The sequence below is a fragment of the Clostridium sp. DFI.1.208 genome (genome assembly GCF_024463855.1).
Taxonomy (GTDB): domain Bacteria; phylum Bacillota_I; class Bacilli_A; order Erysipelotrichales; family Erysipelotrichaceae; genus Clostridium_AQ.
This window is the reverse complement of record NZ_JANGCA010000276.1, coordinates 1-285: the sequence shown is the minus strand read 5'-3', so window position 1 is coordinate 285 and position 285 is coordinate 1. Positions and strand designations below refer to the sequence as shown.

Genomic DNA, 285 nt, shown 5'->3' with positions numbered 1-285 from the left:
ATCTGTTGTGGAACGAGCGCCTCCAGCTGCGTCGTCATGATCACATTCCCCTTCAACAGTGCGGTGATCCCTTCTGTCGTTGAATCCTTCAATGTCGCCTGCCAGACATACGGTCCCGGATCACTGACCGCATTCACACGATACACGGCAAGCTTCACCGTTTCCGCTCGTGTCGCATCCAGCGTCGTCTTCGTGCCATTCGTTCGATCGACGATGCTTCCATCCTTGTCATAGAGGATGATCTCTGTCGCAAAGTTCTTATTCCCCCATCTGCTTCCACGCTCA

Annotated in this window: 1 protein-coding gene; it reads right to left on the bottom strand. The window is 53.7% G+C overall.

Annotated features, from left to right (window positions below):
- The coding region (locus NE665_RS24355) for a hypothetical protein (RefSeq protein WP_256302762.1) at positions 1–285 on the bottom strand (285 nt) is incomplete at both ends.